Origin of the sequence: Micromonospora sp. DT233 (genome assembly GCF_049841815.1) — a bacterium.
In the GTDB taxonomy this organism is placed as follows: Bacteria; Actinomycetota; Actinomycetes; order Mycobacteriales; family Micromonosporaceae; genus Micromonospora.
The window spans coordinates 1-24,958 of the sequence record NZ_JBNCLB010000003.1 but is presented as its reverse complement, the minus strand read 5'-3'; the positions used below and the strand labels follow the sequence as shown (position 1 = coordinate 24,958).

The following is a 24,958-nucleotide window of genomic DNA, read 5'->3' as shown; positions in this document are numbered from 1 at the left end:
CCCGTGGCGCTGGCTCAGCCCGTGACCCGGGCCGCCTGGTCCAGCTCGGCGACCAGGTCACGGTGCTGGGCCAGGTCCTCCCCGTCGCCCGCGGGTTCGGTGACGAAGGTGAGCCGGTCCGCCAGCGAGGCGGCCAGGCCGCGCGCCTCCTCGCTGGTCCCGGCCGTCACCACCAGGTACCCGGCCCGGTCGAGCGACCAGCGGACGGCGGGGATGACGTCACCGGCGGCGAAGTTGACGTGGAACTCGCGTACCGCCGGGTGGTTGCGGACCTCGTCGACGTTCTCCACCCGCACCAGGCGCCCGGGCTTCGCCTCGAAGAAGATGACCGCCGCCGCACCGTCCGCCTTCGGGCGCTCGGGGAACTCGGCGAGGTCCCCGACGGCCCAGCCGAGCCCGCTCTCCTCCAGGTCGATGCCGTACACCGCCTCGGTCATCGTGTTGATCCGGTCGCCGCCCCGGCGGTTGTGCCCCTCGATCACCCGGGGGCCGGCCGGGGTGAGCTTGAGCTCCGTGTGCGAGAGGCCGTCGCGGAGCCCGACCGCGTCCAGGAACTCCGCCACCGCGTCGCAGACCGCCTCCTCCAGATCGCCGTCGAGCGGGGCGGGGATGACATGGCCGAACTCGACGTGGTTGGTGCCGGTGGTCTTCGCCGCGATGGCGACCACCACGTGCCGGCCGCCGAACGAGAGCGCGTCGACGCTGATCTCCGGGCCGTCCAGGTACTCCTCGATCAGGAACCGGTCGATGCCCAGGTTCTTCAGGGTCGCGTACGCGGTCTCGACCTGCGACGGCCCGGCGATGCGCTGGATACCGACACTCGCCGAGCCCGCCACCGGCTTGGCGATGAGCGGATACCCGACCCGCGCGCCGAAGGCCGCGATGTCCTCGCGCGTCGAACCGATCGCCGCCTGCACCGCACCCGCCCCCCGCTCCGCCAGGTGCCGACGCATCCGCCACTTGTCCGTGAGCAGCGCCACCGTCTCGAAGCTGACCCCACCCAGACCGAGCGCGTCGTTGAGGCGGGCCGCGGCGAGGACACCCTCCTCCTGCACGGTGACCACCGCGGCGAACGGCGCCCGCTCGTGCAGGGCACGCAGCGTCTCGATCAGCAGTCGGGGCTGGTCGTGGTAGGGCAGCACGACGCTGAGCACGTCCTGCGCGGCGTCGACCGGCAGCTTGCGGATCTCCTGCGGGGTGAAGACACCGACCGCGTCGAGACCGAGCCGGCGCGCCCGCTCCAGCATGGGCGGCTTCGGTGAGATCAGGCAGACGCGCTTACGCATGGAGACTCCTTGTCGGAACGGTTCCAGTTCTGGGTTCGGGCCAGCTCGACGACCTCCTCGGCGAGCGCCGTGGTGGCGTCGAAGACGTCGCGGCCGCCCGTGCGGGAGCCGAGGATCAGGGGCAGCTCCGTGCAGGCCGCGACCACGACCTCGGCGCCCGCGGCGGCCAGCGCCCGGACCGGGGCGTCCACCGCGCGCCGCGCGGCAGCGAGCTCACCGGCCTTGACCAGGCGGATGGCCCGCATCGTCGACTGCTGGTGCCGCTCGGACGGCACCAGGCAGTGCACCGCCCGCCAGTGGAAGGCTGCCTGGTACATCCCCGCCGTGACGGTGCCGGTGGTGGCCAGCAGCCCGACCGAGGAGACCTGCGGCCGGGCCGTCACCAGCCGGCGTACGGTGGCGTCGACCATGCTCACGATCGGCTGGCGGACGGCCCGGCGCAGATGCGGCAGGAAGGCATGCGCCGTGTTGCACGGCATGGCGATCAGCGTCGCCCCCGCTCCGTCGAGCACCCGCAGGCCCGCCAGCAACCGCGGGATCGGGCTCGGCCCCCGGGCCAACAGCGCCTCGGTGCGGTCCGGGATGCTCGGATCCGACCAGACCAGCGTCGGCAGGTGGTCCTGGTCGGTGACCGCCGGGGTGGCGCGGACCAGTTTCGCGAAGAAGTCCGCGGTCGCGGCCGGGCCCATGCCACCGAGGACGCCGACCAGCGGACGCCCGGCGGGAAACGGGTGCGGACCGGTCACAGCGGCGCGGGCTCCCGGGTCAGGGCGTGGTGCCGCAGGACCAGCCAGGGGATCAGGCCCGCGACGAGCACCAGCGCGCCGATGAGCAGCCACAGCGGGGTTCGGTAGCGCAGCAGCGGGGCCACCACGAGGACCGGCCCGATGAGGTCCTGGCCGACCCGGCCCAGGTTGTAGAACGACAGGTAGCGGCCGAGCGACTGCCTCGGCGCCAGCTCGAAGGAGAGCGGCGTGCTGGCCGTGAAGAGGCACTCGCCGGCCGTGTGCGCCAGCATCGCGACGGCCAGGACCGCCAGCGCCAGCCAGCCGTACGACACCGTGCCGGAGATGGCGTACGCCACGCAGGCCACGCCGACCGCCGCGCCGCCCAGCGCGGAGGCGCGCAGCGCGGCGGCGAAGGTGGCGAAGCGGCGGTTGACCGGGATCTGGGCCGCCATCGCCAGCACGCCGTTGAGCGCCAGCAACGCCGTCAGACCCCAGGCGGGGGACCGCGTCTGCTGGGTGATCCACAGCGGCAGCACCAGCGAGAGCACCGTGTTGTGGGTCAACGCGACGCCGCTCACCACGGTGATCATCAGGTAGCGGCCGTCGCGCAGCGGCGCGGGACCGCGCGCAGGAGCGGACCCGGCGGGTCGGGGGACCCGCTCGATCGGCGGCACCTGGATCCGGGCGACCAGGGCGGCGCTGACGATGAACGACACCGCGTTGATGCCGATGCCGACCATGTAGAGCGCCGGCGAACCGGTGATGACCGGCACCGTGGCGGCCAGCGACCCGAGGACGATGGCCCCGTTGCGGGCCGAGAAGATCGTGCCCAGGATGGTGGCCCGGTCCGTGCTGCTGAAGACCCGGCCGATCAGCGCCTGGTTCAACGCCGGGCTGGCCCGGTCGGCGGTGGTCACCAGGCACGCCAGCGCCACGAACACCCAGTACCGCTCGGCCTGCAGGTACAGCGCGTACCCGACGGCCCGGACCAGGAAGAGCACCATCAGGCAACGCTTGGTGTCCCAGCGGTCGGCGAGCGTCCCGATGCCCGGCCCCAGCAGGAAGGCGCAGAGGCTGCCCAGCGAGATCGCCAGCCCCACCCTGGAGACCTCGAAGCCACGCACCTGGGTGAAGAAGAGCACCGAGGTGGCGGTGAAGATGCCGGTCCCGAACGAGTCGGCGGTGACGCTGGCGAGGAAGAGCCGGGTCTCCCGCCGATCGAGCAGGATGACGTCGCGCAGCCTCGACCAGAGCGTCGCCTCGGCGACCATCAGTGCTTCTCACCCCGCGATGGTGGGTAGCCGGCGGCCCTCGAGCACGTCGGCCGGGATCTCGTCATCGGGCAGGATGTGCCCGCCGCTGATCGTGCCGTCGCCCTGGGCCGCCCGCAGCTCGAGCTTGACCGCCGAGCGCAGGTATTCGCGGAACGGCCCCCGGCTGCGTGCCTCGGCTGCTGCCACGGACGCGTCCAGGTGGGTGTGCAGCATCAGCGAGATGATACCGGCCTGCGGGTCGAAGCCGGGCTCCTGGCGGGCCCGCCGGTACGACGTGACCTCTTCCGTCAACTCCTCGATGGTCTGTCCGATCAGGTGGGTCAGCACGTTCAGGCCCCCGCGCCCCCGCGTCCTGGCACGTCCGAGGGCTGCCCGACGAGGTGATCCAGACCGGCAGGCTCGGCTGCACCGGCGCCGGGCGCGCTGAGCCGATCGTGCACACCCCGGTGGACGCGTTGCTCTGCTTCCTACGGTCGAACATCGACTGCCTGGTGCTGGAGGAGTTCGTGATCGACCATGCTCCAAGGCGCACGCCGACGGCCGGGGCGGCTCCCGACGCGCGGAAGCCGCCCCGGCCGTCGGGGCACAACCCGCCTACGGCGTCGGCGCGTACCTGCGGAAACGGTTGATGGCCGTTTCGTGCCGGGCGCGGAACTCCGGGTCGTCGACGCCGGTGCCCTCGGTCTCGGCCAGGCAGAGCACGCCGACCTTGCCGTGGTGGCGGTTGCGGTACACGTCGTCGACGGCCTGGCCGATCTCGTCGAGCGGGTACGTGCGCGACAGCGTCGGATGCAGGCGGCCCCGCACGATGAGCCGGTTCGCGTGCCAGGCCTCGCGGTAGTTGGCGAAGTGCGAGCCGATGATGCGCTTGACGTGCATCCACAGGTAACGGTTGTCGAACTGGTGCTGGTAACCGCTCGTCGAGGCGCAACTGACGATCGAACCGCCCCGGCGGGCCACGTAGACGGAGGCCCCGAACGTCTCCTGGCCCGGGTGCTCGAAGACGATGTCGACGTCCTCGCCGCCGGTCAGCTCGCGGATCCGCTGACCCAGCCGCCGCCACTCGCGGGGGTCCTGGGTGTGCTCGTCGCGCCAGAAGCGGTAGCCCTCGACGCTCCGGTCGATGATCGCGGTGGCACCCATGTCGCGGCAGATCTGCGCCTTCTGGTCGTTGGAGACCACGCAGATCGGGGTGGCGCCGCCGGCCAGCGCGTACTGCGTCGCGTACGAGCCGAGGCCGCCGGCCGCACCCCAGATGAGGATGTTGTCGCCCAGCTTCATGTTGGCGCCGTTGCGGGAGACCAACTGCCGGTACGCCGTGGAGTTGACCAGGCCCGGCGCGGCCGCCTCCTCCCAGGTCAGGTGGGCCGCCTTGGGCATCAGCTGGTTGGCCTTGACCAGCGCGAGGTCCGCCAGCCCGCCGTAGTTCGTCTCGAAGCCCCAGATCCGCTGGTCCGGGTCGAGCATGGCGTCGTCGTGCCCGTCCGGGTCCTCCAGCTCGATGGAGAGACAGTGCGCGACCACCCGGTCACCGGCCGACCACCGCCGCACCCCCGCCCCGGTCCGGACGACGATGCCGGCGAGGTCGGAGCCGACGACGTGCCAGGGCTGGTCGTGCCGGGCCGCCAACCCGCCGGTACGCGCGTACCGCTCGAGGAACGCGAACGTGGGGATCGGCGAGTACAGCGCGCTCCACACCGTGTTGTAGTTGATCGCGCTGGCCAGCACGGCCACCAGCACCTCGCCCGGCCCCGGCTCGGGCGTCGGCACCTCCCGCACATGCAGCGACTTGGCCGGTTCCCGCTCGTTGACGCCGATGCCGTCGAACATGTGCTGCTCCTCCTTGAGCAGCACCGCCGCGCGGTAGTGGTCCGGGACGGGCAGCGCGGCGATGTCGTCCCGGCCGACGTCGGCCGCGCGGATGGTGTCGAGGAAGGATCGGTCCACGGTCAAGCCTCCATGTCGATGGGGGGTGCGGGCGGGCCGGGCAGGCCCGCCCGGCGGGTTCTACTGGTTGAGGCGGACCGGGAACTCGGTGAGGCCGCGCATGACGATGCCGGGGCGCCAGTTCAGTTCGGCCTCCGGATCGACACGCTCGATCTTGGGAAAGCGCTCGAGGAGCTGGCGGAAGGCGATCTGCGCCTCCAGCCGGGCCAGCGGCGCGCCGAGGCAGTAGTGCATGCCGTAGCCGAACGCCATCTGCGGGTTCGGGTTGCGATCGATGCGCAGCTCGTGCGGGTCGTCGAAGACGTCACCGTCGCGGTTGGCCGACAGCAGCGAGATGAGCACCAGCTCACCCTCGTTGATGGTGCGCCCGGCCAGCTCCAACGTCTCGGTGGCCACCCGGAAGCTGGCACCCGGCACCGGGCTCTCGTACCGCAGGAACTCCTCGGTCGCGGCCGGGATGGCCTCCGGGTCTTGGCGCAGCCGCGCGGCCAGGTCGGGGTTGGTGGTCAGCAGCTGGCCGCCGTTGCCGATCAGGTTCACCGTGGTCTCGTAGCCGGCGATGATCAGCAGGAAGCACATCGAGGTCAGCTCGGTCTCGGAGAGGCGGTCGTCGTTGTCCCGGGCCGAGATCATCGCGGAGAGCAGCTTGTCGTCCGGGTGCTGCCGCTTGTCGGCGACCAGCTCGCGCAGGTAGTGCACGAACTCGGTGACGACCTGCACCGGGAAGTTCGGCGTGCCGACCCCGGCCAGGTACGCGTTCGACCAGTTGCGGAAGCGTTCCCGGTCGGCCAGGGGCACGCCCAGCAGCTCGCAGATCACCTGCATGGGCAGCGGGAACGCGAGGTGGTGGATCAGGTCGGGCTCCGCCGCGGCGGCCATGGCGTCCATCAGGTCGCTGGTCATGACCTCGATCATCGGGCGGAGCTTCTCGATGCGGCGGGCGGTGAAGACCGACGACACCAGGCGGCGCAGCCGGGTGTGGTCGTTGCCGTCGACGCGCAGCATGTGGGTGCCCATGCTGGCCCGGATCTCGGCCGGCAGCTCGCTCTGGGCGACGATGCGGGTGCCGATGCGGTTGGAGAGCCGGGCGTCGCCGAGCGCCTGCCGGCAGTCGGCGTAGCGGGTGACCAGCCACAGCGGCACCCCGTTGGGCAGCGACACCTGCTCCAGGGGCCGGTCCTCGCGCAGCTTGTCGAACAGTTCGTGCGGCGTGGCGACGCCGTAGGTCGCGTAGAGCTCGGCGAAAGTGGTCACGAGTCACTCCTGGAGGGGTTCGCGCCCGCCGGGGCGTCGGAACGGGCCGGTACGGGCGGTTGCCCGGCACCGGGGGCGGTGGCCGCGGCCGGCGGCCGCGGCGAGGGGATGGCCGCGGCGAGCACCGCGCCCACCAGCAGCACGACGACGCAGATCCAGAGGCCCGGGACCATGCCGTCGGTGAACGCCTGTGGGGAGGCGTAGCCGCCACGTACGGTGAAGACCGTGGTCAGGACCGCGATGCCGAGCGCGCTGCCGATCTCGCGGACGGTGGTGTTGGTGCCGGAGGCCTTGCCGATGTCCTGCGGCTGCACCGACGACACCACCACGGCGGCGCTGGGCGCGAAGATGAGCCCCGTGCCCAGGCCGGCCAGGATGAACGGGACGACCAACGCCACGTCCGAGGTGTCGGCGCCGACCACCAGCGCGCACCAGCCCAGCCCGACGGCCGAGAAGCCCAGGCCGGCCCCGATCAGGCGGTTGGCACCGAGCTGGGGGGTGAGCTTGCCGGCGAACGGCGCGACGAACATCGGCACGATCGCCCACGGCAGGGTCCAGAGGCCGGCCACGAACGGCGAGTGCCCGCGCACCACCTGCAGGTACTGGGCGAGGAAGAAGATCGAGCCGAACAGCCCGAAGTAGACCGCGAGCGAGGCGAGGTTGACCAGGGTGAACGCCCGGCTGCGGTAGATACGCAGCGGGAGCAGCGGCGCGGCGGCCCGGCGCTCCCACAGCACGAAGCCGCCGAGCAGCAGCACCGCCGCCACGAAGAGGGCGACGACGCGGCCGGAGCCCCAGCCGTGCTCACCGGCGTCGATGATGCCCCAGACCAGGCTCAGCACGCCCAGACAGCCCAGGACGAGGCCGAGCACGTCGAGCCCGGCGCGCTGGCCGTGACTCTCGCCGACCCCGCGCAGCACCAGCGGCACCGCGATCAGGCAGATCGGCACGTTGATCCAGAACAGCCAGTGCCAGCCGATGCCGGTGGTGATCGCGCCGCCCAGCAGCGGCGCGACCCCGACGGCCAGGCTGCTGACGCTCGACCAGACGCCGATGGCGACGCCGCGCTTCTCGGGCGGCACGGCCACGGTCAGCATGGTCAGCGACAGCGGCATCACGGCGGCCGCGCTGATGCCCTGCAGCGCGCGGAACACGATGAGCATGCCGTCCGAGGTGGACAGGGCGCAGCCGATGGAGAACGCCGTGAAGGCGATCAGCCCGGTCAGGAAGACCCGCCGCCGGCCCAGCCGGTCGCCGAGCCCGGCCGCCACCAGCAGGAAGCCGGCGAATCCGAGGATGTAGGCGTTCGTGATCCATTGCAGGCCCTGCACGGTGGTGTCGAGATCCCGCTTGATCTCAGCGAGGGCGTTCGTCACCACCAGGTTGTCCAGCGCCACCATGAACATGGGGATCGAGACGGCCGCGACCGCCAGGCCGAAGGCGGGACGTCGCAACGCGCCCGTTTCCGTTGACATCAGTTACTCCTCAGTTATCAGTCGCGAAGCGTCGAATGTCGTCGACGATCGCGCTCGCCACGTCGGCCTGCCGATCGGCCAGATAGAAGTGACCGCCGGGGAAGACCCGCATCCGGAACTCCCGCGCCGTGAACCCCCGCCAGTCGTTCGCCTCGGCCACGGTCACCTGCGGGTCGGCGTCCCCGACGAGCACGCTCACCGGCACCGGCAGCGGCGGGCCCGGCTGGTGGGCGTACGTCTCGACGGCCTGGTAGTCGGAGCGCACCACCGGCAGGATCATCCGCACCAGGTCGTCGTCGTCCAGCAGCGACGCGTCGGTGCCGTTCAGGGCCCGGATCTCGTCGATCACGCCCGCGTCGTCGCGCAGCCGCACCCCGTTGTCCCGGGTGCGCGACGGCGCGCAGCGGCCGGAGGCGATCAGGCCGAGCAGCGTGCCGGACGGCTCGGCGACCATGCGCCGGGCGACCTCGTACGCGACGCAGGCCCCCATGCTGTGACCGAAGAGCACCAGCCGACGCCCGGCGTGCCCGCGCAGCGCGGCCAGCACCTCCTCGGCCAGTCCGGTGATGGTCTCCAGCGGGCGTTCGGAGCGCCGGTCCTGCCGGCCCGGGTACTGCACGCTGAGCACGTCGAACTCCGGCGACACCAGGGCCGACAGCGGGCGGAAGTAGCTGGCCGACCCGCCCGCGTGCGGCAGGCAGACCACCGTCACGTCACCGGCCGGGGCCGGGTGGTAGCGGCGGAGCCACAGGTCGGTGGTGGTCGGTGCGCTCATGCTTCCTCCGTGAGGTCGAGCCAGGCCGCGACGGCGTCCGCAGTGGTGCGGTGGTGCTCGTCGAGCATCGAGAAGTGGTCACCGGGCACCTCGACGACCTCGTGCGCATGCTCCCAGCCGGGCCGGGGCCCGTCCGGGGTCGGCACGCCGGGCACCCCGGCCGTCGCCCGCAGCAACAACTCGGGGGTCGCCAGCCGCGCGGGCGCCCAGTCGGCGAAGATCCGGAAGTAGCCGCCCATGGCGATCAGCCGGCGGTCGTCGAGCAGGGCTGCGGTGTCGTCGTCGTCGAGCATCGAGGCCACCATCAGCCCGGTGGCGTCCCGGTCGGCCGAGCGCGGGTAGGTGTCGGCCAGCACCACCGCCGAGGCGGGCGTGCCCAGCCCGGCCAGCCGCTCCGCCACCGCGTGCGCGATCCAGCCCCCCGAGGAGCGGCCGAGCAGCACCAGCCGGTCGCCGCCGGCCAACTCACGCGCCTGGGCGGCGTGCGCGTCGACCAGCGCCTCGCGGCTGCGCGGCAGCGGCTCCCCGGCGGCGAAACCCGGGTGGGGCAGGGCGATCACGGTGGCGGCGTCGGCGAGGGCGGCACCGAGGCGCAGGTACTCCTGGGGCCCGGAGACGGCGCTGAGCGAGGGGAAGCAGAGCACCGTCGTGCCGGTCGCTCCCCGGGCGATGCGCACCGGGGTCGGCCAGGCCCCGGCCTCCTTCCGGTCGGCGAAGTCCGGTTGCAGCGCGGCCAACGCCGACAGCATCTGGAACCCGTCGGCCAGCCGGCCGGTGTCGAACGCCCGGCGGAACAGCGCCGTGATCTCCCCGCTGGCCTGCGCCTCGTCCTCGGTGAGCAGCGCCAACACCCGGGCCGAGAGGTCGGGCAACGTCGGGTGATCGAAGATCAGCGTGACCGGCAGGTGCACGCCGAGCCCGTCGCCGAGGCGGGTGCGCAGCCGCACGGCGGTCAACGACTCGAAGCCCATCTCCACGAAGGACCGCTGCTCGTCGATGGCGTCCGGATCGTCGTGGCCCAGCACGGCGGCCACCGCGGCGCGGACGTGTGCGGTGACCGCCTCGGCGCGCTCGGCGGCCGGCAGGCCGGCCAGGCGCTGCCGCGCATCGGGTTCGGCCGGAGCGCCGGTGCCGACCGGGTCGGCGTCGACCACGGCCGCCGGGCGGGAGTCCAGCCAGTAGCGGCGGCGCTGGAACGCGTACGTGGGCAGGGGCGCCCGGTGCGGCCCGGCACCGACGGCCGGGCTCCAGTCGACGGCCGCGCCCCGCGTCCACAGCTCCGCCACCGAGGCCAGGAAGCGGGCCGGGCCGCCCTCGCCGCGCCGCAGCGACTCGGCCACCGCGACCACCGCCCCGGGCCCGGCCGCCGCTGCCGTCTCCTGCACGGCGCCGACCAGCACCGGATGCGGGCTGGCCTCGACGAAGAAGCGGAAGCCGGCGGTGACCAGCGCGGTCACCGCCCGATCGAGGCGCACCGGCCGGCGCAGGTTCGCGTACCAGTACTCGGCGTCGAGCCGGCCGCCGTCGAGCGCCTCGCCGGTCACCGACGAGTAGAACGGCACGTCCGCCGGCTTCGGCGCGACCGGGGCCAGCGCGGCCAGCACCCGGTCGCGGATCAGCTCGACGGCCGGGGAGTGCGAGGCGTAGTCGACCGGGATGCGGCGCACCTGCACGTCGTGCGCCGCGCACCAGCCGGCCAGCTCGTCGAGCGCGTCGTCCGGGCCGGAGATCACCGTGAAGCCGGGCCCGTTGACCGCGGCCACCGCCAGCCGGCCGTCCACGGCCGCCAGGCGCGGGGTCAGGTCGTCGACCGCCATGGCCACCGACACCATCCCGCCGTGGCCGGCGAGCTCCACGATCGCCTGGCTGCGCAGCGCCACCACGAGCGCGGCGTCGTCCAGCGACAGCGCGCCGGCGACGCAGGCCGCGGCGATCTCGCCCTGCGAGTGGCCGACCACGGCGGCCGGTTCCACGCCGTACGAGCGCCAGAGCGCCGCCAGCGACACGTACACCGCGAAGAGCGCCGGCTGGACCACGTCGACCCGGTCGAGCGAGGGCGCGCCCGGCACCCCGGTCAGCACGTCCAGCAGCGACCAGCCGGTGTACGGGCGCAGGGCCCGGTCGCAGTCGCGGAGACGGTCGGCGAAGACCGGCGCCGCCGTCAGCAGCCCGGTGGCCATCCCGACCCACTGCGAGCCCTGGCCGGGGAAGACGAAGGCGACCCGGCCGGCGGCCCGCCGGGCGGGGCCGGTGACCAGGCCCGCCCGCTCGCCGCCGGCCGCCAGCGTCTCCAGCGCCGTCAGCAGCTCACCGGGGTCGTCACCGAGGACGACCGCCCGGTGCTCCAGCGCGGCCCGGCCCCGGGCCAACGCCCGGCCCACGCCGCGGGCGTCCCAGTCGGTGCGCTCGCCGAGGCGTCGGCGCAGCCGGTCGGCCTGCGCGGTCAGCGCGGCCCGGCTGCGGGCCGACAGCACCCACGGCACCACCGCGCCGGGCGCGGCCGGCGCCTCGGCCGGGACCGGCTCGACTTCGGGCTCCTCCAGCACGACGTGGGCGTTGGTGCCGCTCATCCCGAACGACGACACGGCCGCCCGCCGGGGCCGGTCCCCCGCCGGCCAGGGCTGCTCGCGGGTGAGGAGCCGGACCCCGCCGGCCGACCAGTCCACCTCGGCGGTCGGCTCGTCCGCGTGCAGGGTGCGGGGCAGCACCCCCGCCCGCATCGCCATGACCATCTTGATGACGCCGCCGACACCGGCGGCGGCCATCGTGTGCCCGATGTTCGACTTCAGCGAGCCGAGCCAGAGCGGCCGGCCGGCGGGCCGATGCCGGCCGTACGTGGCCAGCAGCGCCTCCGCCTCGATGGGGTCGCCGAGCCGGGTGCCGGTGCCGTGCGCCTCCACCGCGTCGACGTCCGCCGCCTCCAGACCGGCCGAGCGCAGCGCCTGCCGGATCACCCGCTGCTGGGCCCGCCCGTTGGGCGCAGTCAGCCCGGTGCTGGCCCCGTCCTGGTTGACGGCGGACGCCCGGATCACCGCGGCCACCGGATGTCCCAGCCGCCGGGCGTCGGCGAGCCGCTCGACGAGCAGCACCCCCACACCCTCGCCCCAGCTGGTGCCGTCCGCGCCGGCCCCGAACGACTTGCACCGGCCGTCGGCGGCCAGGCCGCCCTGCGCCGTGAAGTCGGCGAACGCGCCCGGCGAGCTCATGATGGTGGCACCGCCGGCCAGCGCCATGACGCACTCCCCACGGCGCAGCGCCTCCACCGCCAGGTGCAACGCCACCAGCGACGACGAGCAGGCCGTGTCCACCGAGATCGCCGGGCCTTCGAGGCCCAGCAGGTAGGCGATCCGGCCGGAGGCCACGCTGCCGGAGTTGCCGGTGCTGAGGTAGCCGAGCACGCCCGCGGGCACGGCCTCCAGCCGGGTGGCGTAGTCGTGCAGGTTCACCCCGGCGAAGACACCCACCTCGGTGCCTCGGACGGTGCCGGGGTCGATGCCGGCGTCCTCGAACGCCTCCCAGGCGGTCTCCAGCAGCAGCCGCTGCTGCGGCTCCATGGCCAGCGCCTCGCGGGGCGAGATGCCGAAGAAGTCGGCGTCGAACTCCGCCGCCGTGGCGAGGAACCCACCGGCGCCGCCGTCGCGTTCGGGCCAGCCCCGGTCGCCGGGGAAGCCGGTGATGGCGTCCCGGCCGTCGTGCACGAGTCGCCACAGCTCGTCGGGGCCGTCGACGCCGCCCGGGTAGCGGCAGGCCATGCCGACGATGGCGATGGGCTCCCGGCGCTGCTCCTCCAGCTCGCGGATGCGCTGTCGGGCCTGCCGCAGCTCCAGCGCCGACCGCTTCAGATAGTCGAGGTACTTGTCCGCGTCGGTCATGGCATCTCCAGTTCGCTGTCGAGCAGCCGGAAGATCTCCTCGGCGGTCGCCGCGGACAGGTCGTCGGTCGCCTGCGCCCGCTGGTCCGCGACCGGGGCCGACGCGCGGACCAGCGTGCGCAGGCGGGCCTCGACGTCGTCGCGATGGGCACCGCCCTCCGGCAGCGCGGTCAGCATCTCGCCGAGCCGGTCCAGCATCCGGTGGATCTCGCCGGCACCGGACGCCTCCGCCTCGACCTCCTCGGCCAGCCGCTCGGCCAGCGCGGCCGGGGTCGGGCAGTCGAAGAGCACGGTCGGCGGCAGGCGCAGCCCGGTGCTGCCGGTGACGTGGTTGCGCAGCTCCACGGCGGTCAGCGAGTCGATGCCGAGCTCCTTGAACGACTGCTCGGGGTCGAGCTCGGCACCGTCGTCGTGGTGGAAGACGGCCACGGTGGCCCGGCGGACCACGGCGGTCAACTCGTCGGCGCGCTCCGCCGGCGACAGGGCCAGCAGGTGGTCGAGGAACGCCCGGCCCGCCCCGGCCACGAACCGCCGCCGCACCCTCGCCGGGGCGGCGGAAACCTCACCGGCCGGCACCGGCAGCTCGCCGGGATGCACCGGCGCGGTGACGACGTGGGCGAGCAGCCCGACCGGGACGCCGTCGGGGTCGGCCAGCTGCACCGTCGACCCGCCGACGCCGTCCGGCGCGATCCGCACCCGCAGCCGGGTGGCGCCGGAGGACCACAGGCAGACCCCGGAGAGCGCCGACGGCAGCCGAGGCACGCCGTTCTGCAGGGGTTGCAGCGCGGCGTCGAGCAGCGCGGGATGCAGCGCGTAGCCGGCGGCCTCGCGCGCCTCCGGCTCGGCCAGACAGACCTCGGCGAAGATCTCGTCGTCGCGACGCCACAGCGCCTGCAAGCCCTGCAACGCCGGCCCGTAGTGGACGCCGCGACCGTTCGCCTCGTCGTACCAGCCGGCCACGTCGACCGGCGTGGCCGACGGCGGCGGCCACACGCCGAGGTCGAACGCGGGCCCGGGCCCTCCGGCGCGGACCCGGCCGGTCGCGTACTCCCGCCACGGCCCGTCGCCGCCCTCGGGGCGGGCATGCAGGGTCACCGGCCGGGCCCCGCCGCCGTCCGGGCCGCCGACGGCCAGCCGCAGGTGCATCGCGCCGCGCTCGGGCAGCACCATCGGGGCCGGCATGGCCAGCTCGTCGACCAGGTCGCAGCCGGCCTCGTCACCGGCGTAGCGGAACAGCTCGGTGACCGTCGCCGCCGTCATCACCCGGACGCCGGCCATCCGCTGGTCGCCCAGCCACGGCAGGGCCTCCGGCGCGAGCCGCCCGGTGAAGAGCAGCGCGTCCTGGCCGGGCAGGTCGACGGCGGCGCCGAGCAGCGCATGCCCGGCCGCGCCGAGCCCGGCCGCGCTCAGGTCGCCGGCCGCCGAGGCGGGTGCCTCCAGCCAGTAGCGCTGGCGTTGGAAGGCGTAGGTCGGCAGCTCCGCGGCCAGGGCGCTGCCGTCGGCGGTGACGCCGGGCGTCACCGCGTCGAGGAACGCGGCCCAGTCGAGCCCGGCGCCCCGCGTGTAGGCCGCCGCCATGGCGTCCGCGACCGTGCCCGGCTCGGCGCGCCCGGCCCGCAGCGTGGCCAGGAAGGCCGGCCCGTCCGGAAGGCACTGCCCGCCCATGGCGGTGAGCACGGCGTCCGGGCCGATCTCGACGAACGTCGTCACCCCGGCGGCGGCGAGCGCGGTGACCGCGTCCTGGAAGCGGACGGTCTCCCGGGCATGCCGGACCCAGTACCGGGGGTCGCTCAGCGTCGTCGTGTCCACCGGTCCCCCGGTGAGCGCCGAGACGAAGACCGTGTCGCAGGCGCCGAACGGCATCCGCCCGGCCACGTCGGCGAAGTCGTCGAGCATCGGGTCCATGAGGGCCGAGTGGAACGCGTGGCTGACCGCGAGCCGGCGCGTCTTGACGCCGCGTTCGCGCAGCTCGGCCGCGACGGCCAGCACGGCCGCCTCGGCGCCGGAGAGGACGACGGCCGCCGGCCCGTTGACCGCCGCCACGTCGACGAGCCCGTCGCGGAGGGCCGGCAGCGCGGCCACCTCGTCGATGCCGGCCTTGACGGCCACCATCGCGCCGCCGGCCGGGAGGCGCTGCATCAGCGCGCCGCGCGCGGCCACCAGCTCCGCCGCGGCGGCCAGCGGCAGCAGCCCGCTCACGTGCGCGGCGGCCAGCTCGCCGATCGAGTGCCCGGCCACCGCGTCGGGCCGGATGCCCCAGCTCTCCACCAGCCGGTACAGCGCCACCTCCAGCGCGAAGAGGGCGGGCTGGGTGTAGCCGGTCTGCTCGATCAGGGCCGCCTCCGGGCTCTGCGGATCGGCCAGGACCACCTCGCGCAGCGGGCCCGGCAGGTACGGGTCGAGCGCCTCGCACACCGCGTCGAAGTGGCGGGCGTACGCGGGCACCGCCTCGTACAGCTCGCGGCCCATGCCGGGGCGCTGGCTGCCCTGGCCGGTGAAGAGGAAGGCGAGCTTGCCGCCCCGGTGCTCACCGCCGGCGTCCGCGCCGGCCGCGACCGCGTCGAGGCCGGCCAGCAGCTCGTCGCGCCCGGCGGCGGTCACCACCGCCCGGTGCGGGAACGCCGACCGGGTGGCCAGCAACGCCCGGCCGGCCGCGACGAGGTCGAGGCCGGGGCGCTCGGCGACGAACCGGTGCAGCCGCCCGGCCTGGTCACGCAGGGCGGCGGCGGAGCGCCCGGAGATCACCCAGGGCATCGGGCCGGCGGCCTCCTGCGGCGCGACCGGGGCGGGCGGGGCCTGTTCGAGGACGAGGTGGGCGTTGGTGCCGCTGAGCCCGAACGACGACACCGCCGCCCGACGCGGCCGCGCCAGCTCCGGCCAGACCCGCGAACCCGTCAACAGAGCCAAGTGGCCACTACCCCACTGCACGTGCGACGACGGCCGGTCGACGTGCAGCGTCGCCGGCAACACCCCGTGCCGCAACGCCAGCACCATCTTGATGACCCCGCCGACGCCGGCCGCCGCCTGGGCGTGGCCGATGTTCGACTTCAACGACCCCAGGTACACCGGCTCCGCATCCGCCGGCCGCTGCCCGTACGTCGCCAGCAACGCCTGCGCCTCGATCGGATCGCCCAACCCGGTGCCGGTGCCGTGACCCTCCACCACGTCCACGTCCGCCACCCCCAACCGGGCATCCGCCAACGCCTGCCGGATCACCCGCTGCTGCGACGGCCCGTTCGGCGCGGTCAACCCGTTCGACGCCCCGTCCTGGTTCACCGCCGAACCACGAATCACCGCCAGCACCGGACGGCCGTCGCGCACCGCGTCGGAGAGGCGCTGCACGACGAGCACGCCGACGCCCTCGGCCCAGCTCGTGCCGTCGGCCGCCTCCGCGTACGCCTTGCACCGCCCGTCGGCGGCCAGCCCGCCCTGACGCGAGAAGTCCAGGAAGGCCGCCGGCGACGACATCACGGTCACCCCGCCGGCCAGCGCCAGCGAGCACTCGCCGCGCCGCAGCGCCTGCACGGCCAGGTGCAGGGTGACCAACGACGACGAGCACGCCGTGTCGACGGTCAGGGCCGGGCCCTCGAAGCCGTACGTGTAGGAGAGCCGGCCGGCCGCCACGCTGCCCGCGGTGCCGGTGCCCCGGAACGCCTCCAGGTCCTCCGGGATGGCCGGCAGCCGGGTGAGGTAGTCGCGGTTCATCAGGCCGACGAAGACCCCGGTCGCGCTGCCCCGCAGCGAGTCGGGCACCAGCCCGGCCCGCTCCAGTGCCTCCCACGACGTCTCCAGCAGCAACCGCTGCTGCGGATCCATCGCCAACGCCTCCCGGGGCGAGATGCCGAAGAAGGCCGGGTCGAACTCCGCCGCGTCGTACAGGAAACCGCCCTGCCGCGTCGAGACCGCATTCGTGTCGAACATCCGCTCCAGGTCCCAGCCGCGGTCCGCCGGGAAGTCGCCGACGCCGTCCCGGCCCGACGCGACCAGGTCCCACAGGTCCTCGGGCGAACGCACCCCGCCCGGGAACCGGCAGCCCATCCCCACGATCGCGATGGGCTCGTCCGCCGGCGCGATGGCGCCGACGGGCGCGACCGGCGCGACGGCGGGCAGCAGCCGCTCGTTCAGGTGGGCGGCCAGCGCGGCCGGGGTCGGATAGTCGAAGACCAGCGTCGCGGTGAGCGTCAGCCCGGAGGCCTCCGCCAGGGCGTTGCGCAGCTCCACGGCGCTGAGCGAGTCGACACCGAGGTCCCGGAACGTCTGCGCCGGCCCGACCGCCTCGGCGTCGGCGTGCCCGAGGACCGCCGCGGCCCGCTTGCGCACCAGGGCCAGCAGGAACTCCTCCCGGTCGGCGGCCGGCAGGCCCGCCAGCCGCTCACGCAGCGACGTGGCCGGGGCACCGGCGGCCCGTGCCGGGCGGCGTGGCCCTCCGGTCAGCCGGTCGAAGAGCCGATCCCGTACGACCGTGAGCCGCACCCGCATCGGCACCAGGACCGCCTCCTCGGCGGCGCAGCCGGCATCGAAGTGGGCCAGCGCCTCGTCGCGGGTGAGCGGCTCCAGCCCGGCGCGCGCCAGCCGGCTCACGTCGGCCGGGTCCAGCGCGGCCATCATGCCGCCCGGCTCCGCCCACGGTCCCCAGGCGAGCGAGACGGCGGGCCGGCCCTCGGCCCGGCGGTGCCGCGCGAGCGCGTCGAGGAACTGGTTGCCGGCCGCGTACGGCGCCTGGGCGGCACCGCCGAGCACCCCCGAGGCCGACGAGAAGAGCACGAAGGCGGCGAGCGGCCGGTCCCGGGTGAGCCGGTGCAGGTGCAGGGCCGCGTCCACCTTCGGTCGCAGCACCGCGTCGACGCGCTCGACGGTCAGCGACTCCAGCAGGCCGTCGTCGACGACGCCCGCCGCGTGCACCACCCCGGTCAGCGGGTGGTCGGCGGGGATCGCGTCGAGGACCTCGGCCAGCCGGTGCGGGTCGGCCACGTCGGCGGCGGCCAGCCGCACCTGGGCCCCCAGCTCGGTCAGCTCGTCGCGCAGCGCCCGCGCGTGCGGTGCCGCCTCGCCCCGGCGGCTGGTCAGCACCAGGTGCCGGACGCCGTGGGCGGTGACCAGATGGCGGGCCACGGCCGCGCCGAGCGCGCCGGTCCCGCCGGTGACCAGCACGGTTCCGCCGGGTGCGAACGACACGCCCGGCCCGGCCGGTGGGGCCGCGCGGACCAGCCGCGGCACCCGCCACGCGCCGTCGCGCACGACGAACTGCTCCTCGTCGCCGAGCAGCGCCTCGGTGGCCAACCCGTCGCGGGTGTCGGCGTCGACGAGCACGAACCGGCCGGGGTGCTCCGCCTGCGCGGAACGGACGAAACCCCACACGGCGGCGGCCGCGAGGGCGGGGGCGGCGCCGTCGTCGACCCAGACCGCGCCCCGGACGACGAAGGCCAGCCGCGCGCCGGTCCGCCGGGGGTCGGCCAGCCAGGAACGGATCAGCCGGGCGGCGTGCTGCACGGCCTCGTGCACGGCGGCCGGTTCGGTCTTCTCGGCGGCCGCCCTGGCATGCCCGCAGGCCACCAGCACCAGCTCCGGCGACGCCCCGGCCGCTTCGACGGCGGCCAGCTCGGCGTGCCGGGCCGGGTCGAGCGCGGGAGTGGCCGGGACCGGCTCCCACGCGATCCGGAACAGGCTGTCGCGGCGCGGCCCCGGCCGCTCGGTCAGGGGCCGCAGGGCGAGGGAATCGACCTGGACCACCGGCCGTCCGTCGACGTCGGTGGCCCGGATCCGCAGCGCGTCCGGGCCGGCCGGGCTCAGCCGCACCCGCAGGGCACGGGCCGCGCCAGGCCACAGCCGCACACCGGACCAGGCGAACGGCAGCAGCGGCCGCCCGTCGGCGGGCGGCCCGGTCAGCCGCCACGCGTGCAGGGCGGCGTCGAGCAGCGCCGGGTGCACCCCGTAGCCGTCGGCCGGCACGGGCGGGTCGTCCGGGAGCGCCGCCTCGGCCAGCACCTCGTCGCCGAGGCGCCAGGCCGCGCGGACGCCACGGAAGACCGGGCCGTAGTCGAGGCCGCCGCCGGCCAGTTCGTCGTAGAGCGCGTCGACCGGCAGCGGCACGGCGTCGGCCGGGGGCCACGGCGCCGTGTCCCGGGCCGGCTCGGCACCCCCGCACGTCAGGACGCCCTCGGCGTGGCGGGTCCACGGGTGGTCGAAGGGCGCCTCGGCCGGGCGGGCGTGGACGGTGACGCTGCGCCGGCCGTCGTCGCCGGCCGGGCCGGCCGCCACCTGCACGGCCACGCCGCCGGTCTCCGGCAGCACCAGCGGCGTCTCGAGCGTCAGCTGCTCCACCACGTCGGCGCCGACGAGCGCGCCGACGGCGACGGCCAGGTCGACCAGCGCCGCGCCGGGCAGCAGGACGACGCCGTCGACGGCGTGGTCGGCCAGCCAGGGCTGCCCGGCCAGATCGATCCGACCGGTCGTCAGGCCCCCGTCCGCGCCGGCCAGGGCGACCGCCGCGCCCAGCAGCGGATGCTGGGTGGCGGTCAGCCCGGCGGCGGTCGCGTCGGCCGGCCGGGTCCGCAGCACGTCGCGCAGCCAGTAGCGGCTCGGGGCGAAGCCGTAGGTCGGCAGCCCCTCCGGCACCGGGCGCGCGTCGCCGAACAGCCCGGCCGCGTCGAGGCTGGCACCACGGACGAACAGCGCGGCGGCGGCCATCATGGCCGACCAGGCCTCCGGCAGGCCGTCGCGCAGCGACGGGACCAGGGCGGCGGCGTGCGGCTCGGCCAGGCAGTCCTGCGCCATCCGCGACTGCATGGCGACCGGCCCCACCTCGAGGAACTCGCGGAAGCCGGCGCTCTCCAGGGTGCGTACGCCGTCGAGGAAGCGGACCGCCCCGCGCACGTGCCGGCCCCAGTACTCGGGCGTGGTCAGCTCGGCCGGGTCGGCGAAGTCGCCGGTCAGGCAGTCGATCATCGGCAGGGCCGGCGCCGCGAGCGGCAACGCCCGGACCGCATCGGTGAAGGGCGCCACCACCGGGTCCATCCGGGCCGAGTGGAACGCCTTCCCGAAGCTCATCCGGTGGGTACGCCGGCCCCGCGCCGCCCAGCCGGCCTCGACCGCGTCCACCACCTCCGCGTCGCCCGAGACCACCACCTGGCGCGGGCCGTTGACCAGGGCCACCGCGACCGTGCCGGTGACGCCGCGCAGGCTCTCGGCGACCTCCTCCTCGGAGGCCTCGATGGCCACCATGGCACCGCCGTCGGGGGTGCCCTGCAGCAGCCGGCCACGGGTGGCGACGAACCGGGCCGCGTCCGGCAGCGACAACATGCCGGTGACGTGCAGGACCGCCGAGTCGCCGTTGGAGCCGCCGAAGACGGCGGCCGGGGTGATGCCCCAGCTCTCCAGCAGCCGGTAGAGCGACACCTCGAGGGCGAACACCGCCGGGTGGCCGTACTCCGGCCCGTCGAGCAGCGCGGCCTCGGCGGTGCCGGCGGCGGCGAAGACCACCTCGCGCAGCGGGTGGGGCAGGTGCCGGTCGAGCTCCGCGCAGAGCAGGTCGAAGTGCCGCGCGTAGACCGGGAACGCCTCGTACAGCTCGCGCCCCATGCCGGGGCGCTGACTGCCCTGGAAGGTGAACAGGTAGGCCAGGCGCGGCTCGCCGGCGACGCCACGGACCACCCCGGCCCCGGTCTCGTCCGCCGCGAGGGCGGCCAGGCCACGCAGCACGTCGTCGCGGTCGCGGGCCACGACGACGGCACGGTGCTCGTGGGTGGCACGGGTGGTCAGCAGCGCCCGGGCGGCCGCGACGAGGTCGACGCCGGGGTCGGCGGCGAGGTACTCCCGCAGCCGTTCGGCCTGGTTGCGCAGCGCGGCCTCGGAGCGCGCCGAAAGCACCCAGGGCAGCAGCGCCGGCTCGCCGACCGGAACGGGGACGGGGGCGGCCGGCGGGGCCTGTTCGAGGACGAGGTGGGCGTTGGTGCCGCTGAGCCCGAACGACGACACCGCCGCCCGACGCGGCCGCGCCAACTCCGGCCAGACCCGCGAACCCGTCAACAGAGCCAGATGCCCGGCCTCCCACCGCACCTGCGACGACGGCCGGTCGACGTGCAGCGTCGCCGGCAACACCCCGTGCCGCAACGCCAGCACCATCTTGATGACCCCGCCGACACCGGCCGCCGCCTGGGCGTGGCCGATGTTCGACTTCAACGACCCCAGGTACACCGGCTCCGCATCCGCCGGCCGCTGCCCGTACGTCGCCAACAACGCCTGCGCCTCGATCGGATCGCCCAACCCGGTGCCGGTGCCGTGACCCTCCACCACGTCCACGTCCGCCACCCCCAACCGGGCATCCGCCAACGCCTGCCGGATCACCCGCTGCTGCGACGGCCCGTTCGGCGCGGTCAACCCGTTCGACGCCCCGTCCTGATTGACCGCCGAACCACGAATCACCGCCAGCACCCGCTGGCCGTCGCGGAGCGCGTCGGAGAGGCGCTGCACGACGAGCACGCCGACGCCCTCGCCGAAGCCGGTCCCGTCGGCCGCCTCCGCGTACGCCTTGCACCGCCCGTCGGCGGCCAGCCCGCCCTGACGCGAGAAGTCCAGGAAGGCCGCCGGCGACGACATCACGCTCACCCCGCCGGCCAGCGCCAGCGAGCACTCGCCGCGCCGCAGCGCCTGCACGGCCAGGTGCAGGGCCACGAGCGACGACGAACACGCGGTGTCCACCGTCAGGGCCGGGCCCTCGAAGCCGTACGTGTAGGAGAGCCGGCCGGCCGCCACGCTGCCCGCGGTGCCGGTGCCCAGGTATCCCTCGAGCTCGGCGGGCACCTCGGCCACGCCGGCCGCGTAGTCGTGGTACATCAGGCCGACGAAGACCCCGGTCGCGCTGCCCCGCAACGACTCCGGCACCAGCCCGGCCCGCTCCAACGCCTCCCACGACGTCTCCAGCAGCAACCGCTGCTGCGGATCCATCGCCAACGCCTCCCGGGGCGAGATGCCGAAGAAGGCCGCGTCGAACTCCGCCGCGTCGTACAGGAAACCGCCCTGCCGCGTGGTGATCGCATCCGTGCCGAAGAGGCCGCCCGGGGCCCAGCCCCGATCGGTGGGGAACTCGCCGATGGCGTCCCCGCCGGAGGCCACCAGGTCCCACAGTTGCTCCGGCGAGCGCACCCCGCCCGGGAACCGGCAGCCCATCCCCACGATCGCGATGGGCTCGTGCGCCTGCTCGTCGACCTCGTTCAGGCGCTGGTGTGCCTGGCGCAGGTCGGCGGTCATCCGCTTCAGGTACTGGACCAGCCGGTCGTCCTCAGCCATGTCTCCCCGTCTCCACGATTGCCGGCCGGTCGGTCAGACCGCGCCGAATTCCTTGTCGATCAGGTCGAGCAGCTCGTCGGTGGACGCTGCCTCGATCGGGTCGGTACGGCCCGCCGGGGCGGGGTCGCCGCCGCGGTCGAACCGGTTGGCCAGCACCCGCAGCCGGGCCGCGACGGTCTGCGGCGCGCCACCGTCGCCCCGGGCCAGAGCCGCCTCCAGCCGGTCGATCGCGGCGAAGACGTCGTCGTCCTCCGCCTCCGGAGCGGCCAGTTGGTCCCCGAGAGAGGCGGCGAGGGCGGCCGGGTTCGGATGGTCGAACACGAGCGTCGACGGCAGCGTCAGCTCCAGCGCGGCGGCGAGCTGGTTGCGGAGCTGGACCGCGGTCAGCGAGTCGAAGCCGAGATCCTTGAACGGGGCGTGGCGACCGACCGCCTCGGGACCGGGGTGCCGCAGCAGGGCCGCGACGTGCGTGCGGACCAGGTGGTCGAGGGCCTCGGCGCGCTCCTCCGGGGCCATCTTCTCGAGGCGACGGCGCTGCTCGGCCCCGTCGGCGACGGAGGCACCGGCGGAAGGGCCGGTGGGTGCCGGGCGTGGGCCGGCGAGGTCGGCCAGCACCGGGGGCACGTCGTCGCCGGCCAGGGCCGTCCGGTCGAAGCGGACCGGGAAGAGCACCGGCCGCCCGGCGCCCACCGCGGCGTCGAAGAGGTCGAGCGCCTGCGCCGTCGGCAGCCCGACCACCGGGCGGGCCCCGCGCAGGCCGGCCGTCATCGCGCTCTCCTGCGCCCACAGCCCCCAGCCGAGCGCCGTGGTCGGGTGTCCCCCGGCCGACCGGTGGGCGGCGAAGGCCTCGAGGAACGCGTTGGCCGCCGCGTACGCCGCCTGCCCGGGGCTGCCGAGCACGGCCGCCGCCGAGGAGAACAGCACGAGCCGACCCGGCGCGGCGTCGGCCAGGACCCGGGCCGCGTCGATCTTCGGGGCGAGCACGGCGGCCAGCCGTTCGGGCGTCAGGTTGGTGACGGTCGCGTCGTCGAGCACGGCGGCGGCGTGGACGACGGCGGTGACCGGGTGCTCGGCCGGGACGGCGGCCAGCCGGGCGCGCACGGCTTCGGCGTCGGTGACGTCGCAGGCGGCGATCGTCACCTGCGCGCCCTGGGCGCGCAGGTCGTCGGCGAGGTCACCGGCGCCCGGCGCGTCGGGGCCGCGCCGGCTCAGCAGCAACAGCTGCCGTACGCCGTGCCGGCCGACCAGGTGCCGGGCGAGCAGCGCGCCGAGCGTGCCGGTGCCGCCGGTGACCACGACCGTGCCGCCGGGCCCGCCGAGCGACGCCGCGACGCCGGTGGTGCCCTCGCCGGCGGAGTATCGGGTGAGCCGTGGCACGAGGAGGTCGCCGCCGCGGACCGCGATCTGCCACTCGACGCCGAGGGCGCGAAGCGCGGCCGGCACGGCGGCGGGGTCGGCGTCGCCGAGGTCGAGCAGCCCCACCCGGCCCGGGTGCTCCCGCTCGGCCGAGCGCAACAGCCCCCAGATCGGCGCGTGGGCGAGGTCGTCGACGGTGTCGGCCGGGCCGGTGGCGACGGCCCGCCGGGTGACGGCGACCAGCCGGGCACCCGCCCAGCGCGGGTCGGTGAGCCATTCCCGCAGCAACGCGGCCATGGCTGCCGTCGTCCGGACGGCCGTGCCGGCCGACGCCCCTGGCTCACCGCAGACGAGGACGAGGTCGGGCAGCGGGCCCGGCGCGGCGGCCAGCCCCGCGAGGTCGGTGAAGACACCGACGCCGGCGGGCAGATCGGCGGGGGCCACACCGCCCACGGCGAGGACGGCGTGGCGGGGGGTGCCGGCTGACGGGAGGCCGGAGACGGGCCGCCAGGCCAGTTCGTACAGGTCGCGGATGGCGGCACCCCGCAGCTTGGCCTCCTCGACCGGGCGCAGGGTGAGGCGGTCGGCCGTGAGGACCGGCCGGCCGGCCTCGTCGGTGGCCTCGACGCGGACGCTGTCGTCGCCGTCGCCGGTCAGCCGGACGCGCAGGGTGCGGGTGCCCGCCGCAGCCGGGTCGAGACGGACCCGCGACCACGAGAACGGCAGGCGGGCGGCGCCCACGCCGTCGTCGCCGTCGAGGCGCACCAGCGGGTGCAGCGCCGCGTCGAAGAGCGCCGGGTGCAGCCCGAAGCCGTCGACCGGGGTCGCGGCGTCGACCGCGACCTCGGCCAGCAGCTCGCCGGGGCGCCGCCAGGCCCGCCGGACGCCCCGGAAGAGCGGGCCGTACTCGTAGCCGGCCGCGCTGAACTGCCGGTACAGCGCGTCGGCGTCGATCGTCTCGGCACCGGACGGCGGCCAGGCCGGGAAGGCGGGCGGCAGGGTTTCCGCGCCGTCTCCGAGGCGGGCGAGGGCGTGCGTGGTCCACTCGCCGTCGTCGGTGGCCCGGGACCGGACCACCGCCTCGGAGCCGGTGACGCCGACCTGGAGTTGCCTCTCCTCCTGCTCGCCGAGGACCAGCGGGGCGTGCAGCACCAGCTCGTCGAGCCCGGCACCACGGCCGGCGTGCAGCACCATGTCGACCAACGCGGTCCCCGGCACCAGGACCGTGCCGAAGACGGCATGCTCGGCCAGCCACGGCTGCGCACGCAACGACAACCGACCGGAGAAGAGCACCGTCTCGCCGTCGGGCAGGTCGGACCACACGGGCAGCAGGGGGTGGGTCGAGGCGCGGAGACCGAGGGCGTGGGCGTCGACCGGCCCGGTGTCGCCGTCCTCCAGCCAGTAGCGCTGCCGCTGGAACGGGTAGGTCGGCAACGCGAGGGCGTCTGCGCGGGGCTCGGAGGGCCACTCGACCGGCAGGCCGGTGACGAAGGCTTCGGCGCGGGCGCGTAGCCACTGCTCGACGTCGTCCTCGCCACGCCGCAACGTGCCCAGACCCTCACCGATCGCGGGAATCAACACCGGATGCGCACTGCACTCGACGAAAGCGGTTTGCCCCTCCTCGACCAGAGCCTTCGTGACGTCGTGGAACCGCACCGGCTGCCGCAAATTCCGATACCAATACGCCGCATCCAACTCCACACCATC

General features: G+C 75.1%; 10 protein-coding genes and 1 pseudogene. All 11 read right to left on the bottom strand.

Annotation, left to right across the window (positions count from 1 at the left end):
• Positions 1 to 14 precede the first annotated feature (14 nt).
• Entirely contained in the window at positions 15 to 1,286 is a 1,272-nt protein-coding gene (locus ACLQ2V_RS08105) for an ATP-grasp domain-containing protein (protein ID WP_425717773.1), read from the bottom strand.
• Positions 1,265 to 2,032: an aspartate/glutamate racemase family protein gene (locus tag ACLQ2V_RS08100; RefSeq protein WP_425717772.1), complete on the bottom strand. Its 768-nt coding sequence runs from the start codon at positions 2,030 to 2,032 to the stop codon at positions 1,265 to 1,267. The genes ACLQ2V_RS08105 and ACLQ2V_RS08100 overlap by 22 nt, the downstream gene beginning before the upstream one ends.
• Positions 2,029 to 3,285, bottom strand: coding sequence for an MFS transporter (locus ACLQ2V_RS08095; RefSeq protein ID WP_425717771.1), 1,257 nt, complete (start codon positions 3,283 to 3,285; stop codon positions 2,029 to 2,031). Before ACLQ2V_RS08095 ends, ACLQ2V_RS08100 begins: the two co-directional genes overlap by 4 nt.
• Positions 3,286 to 3,294: 9 nt before the next feature.
• Positions 3,295 to 3,615, bottom strand: a complete 321-nt coding sequence (locus ACLQ2V_RS08090; RefSeq protein WP_425717770.1) for a hypothetical protein — start codon at positions 3,613 to 3,615, stop codon at positions 3,295 to 3,297.
• A 267-nt stretch (positions 3,616 to 3,882) separates the two neighbouring features.
• Positions 3,883 to 5,235: a crotonyl-CoA carboxylase/reductase gene (ccrA, locus tag ACLQ2V_RS08085; RefSeq protein ID WP_425717769.1), complete on the bottom strand. Its 1,353-nt coding sequence runs from the start codon at positions 5,233 to 5,235 to the stop codon at positions 3,883 to 3,885.
• Positions 5,236 to 5,295: 60 nt separating this feature from the next.
• A complete protein-coding gene (locus tag ACLQ2V_RS08080; protein ID WP_425717768.1) occupies positions 5,296 to 6,489 on the bottom strand; it encodes a cytochrome P450 family protein in 1,194 nt (397 codons plus the stop codon).
• Positions 6,486 to 7,964: an MFS transporter gene (locus ACLQ2V_RS08075; protein ID WP_425717767.1), complete on the bottom strand. Its 1,479-nt coding sequence runs from the start codon at positions 7,962 to 7,964 to the stop codon at positions 6,486 to 6,488. Before ACLQ2V_RS08075 ends, ACLQ2V_RS08080 begins: the two co-directional genes overlap by 4 nt.
• A 10-nt stretch (positions 7,965 to 7,974) precedes the next feature.
• On the bottom strand, positions 7,975 to 8,739 hold the full coding sequence (locus ACLQ2V_RS08070) for a thioesterase II family protein (protein WP_425717766.1): 765 nt from the start codon (positions 8,737 to 8,739) through the stop codon (positions 7,975 to 7,977).
• A complete protein-coding gene (locus ACLQ2V_RS08065; protein ID WP_425718306.1) occupies positions 8,736 to 12,581 on the bottom strand; it encodes a type I polyketide synthase in 3,846 nt (1,281 codons plus the stop codon). The genes ACLQ2V_RS08070 and ACLQ2V_RS08065 overlap by 4 nt, the downstream gene beginning before the upstream one ends.
• A 209-nt stretch (positions 12,582 to 12,790) precedes the next feature.
• Positions 12,791 to 21,796, bottom strand: a pseudogene (locus ACLQ2V_RS08060) (SDR family NAD(P)-dependent oxidoreductase); the annotation flags it as partial.
• Positions 21,797 to 21,928: 132 nt separating this feature from the next.
• Positions 21,929 to 24,952 carry an SDR family NAD(P)-dependent oxidoreductase gene (locus ACLQ2V_RS08055; RefSeq protein WP_425718305.1) on the bottom strand — a complete coding sequence of 1,008 codons (3,024 nt, stop codon included), beginning with the start codon at positions 24,950 to 24,952 and terminating at the stop codon, positions 21,929 to 21,931.
• Positions 24,953 to 24,958: the final 6 nt, after the last annotated feature.

What these genes read in the sequence shown, in the direction of transcription:
- ACLQ2V_RS08105 (WP_425717773.1), bottom strand. Translation starts at nt 1,286, where the DNA reads ATGCGTAAGCGCGTCTGCCTGATCTCACCGAAGCCGCCCATGCTGGAG.
- ACLQ2V_RS08095 (WP_425717771.1), bottom strand. Translation starts at nt 3,285, where the DNA reads ATGGTCGCCGAGGCGACGCTCTGGTCGAGGCTGCGCGACGTCATCCTG.
- ACLQ2V_RS08070 (WP_425717766.1), bottom strand. Translation starts at nt 8,739, where the DNA reads ATGAGCGCACCGACCACCACCGACCTGTGGCTCCGCCGCTACCACCCG.
- ACLQ2V_RS08075 (WP_425717767.1), bottom strand. Translation starts at nt 7,964, where the DNA reads ATGTCAACGGAAACGGGCGCGTTGCGACGTCCCGCCTTCGGCCTGGCG.